This window comes from Vibrio sp. 1978 (assembly GCF_033344345.1).
On sequence record NZ_JAWPOP010001017.1, the window covers coordinates 1 to 519 of the forward strand.

The 519-nt window shown below is 44.3% G+C and carries 1 protein-coding gene; it reads left to right on the plus strand.

Annotated features, from left to right (window positions below):
• Nucleotides 1–109: 109 nt before the first annotated feature.
• Nucleotides 110–519: sodium:solute symporter family transporter (locus R8N49_RS30410; protein ID WP_412034946.1), on the plus strand; the 410-nt coding region annotated here is incomplete at its 3' end.

The window sequence follows — 519 nt, forward strand, 5'->3', positions numbered from 1 at the left end:
GAGCGCAAAAAATAAAAAATGAACCGTTGTTTTGATTTTTGTCTCAGTTAGTTTTGTTTTTTGAAAATATAATTTATCTAAATTAAAACAGCGTTTCGAGGTTTCTATTATGGAATACGATTACTTAGTAATAGCAGGCTACTTTGCCCTGATGGTGGCAATCAGCTTGCTGTTCAAAAAAATGGCAAGCAATAGTACCAGCGACTATTTCCGCGGGGGTGGTAAGATGCTTTGGTGGATGGTTGGTGCCACAGCATTTATGACTCAGTTCTCTGCATGGACGTTTACCGGTGCAGCGGGTAAAGCGTTTAACGATGGCTTCGCGGTATTGGCCGTGTTTGTTGGCAACATGGTGGCGTACGTTTTCGCTTACTTCTACTTTGCTCGCCGCTTCCGCCAAATGCGTGTCGATACGCCGACTGAAGGGGTAAAACGCCGCTTTGGTAACACTAACGAGCAGTTTTTCACGTGGGTAATCATTCCGTTAAGTGTGATTAACGCGGGCGTTTGGCTAAACGG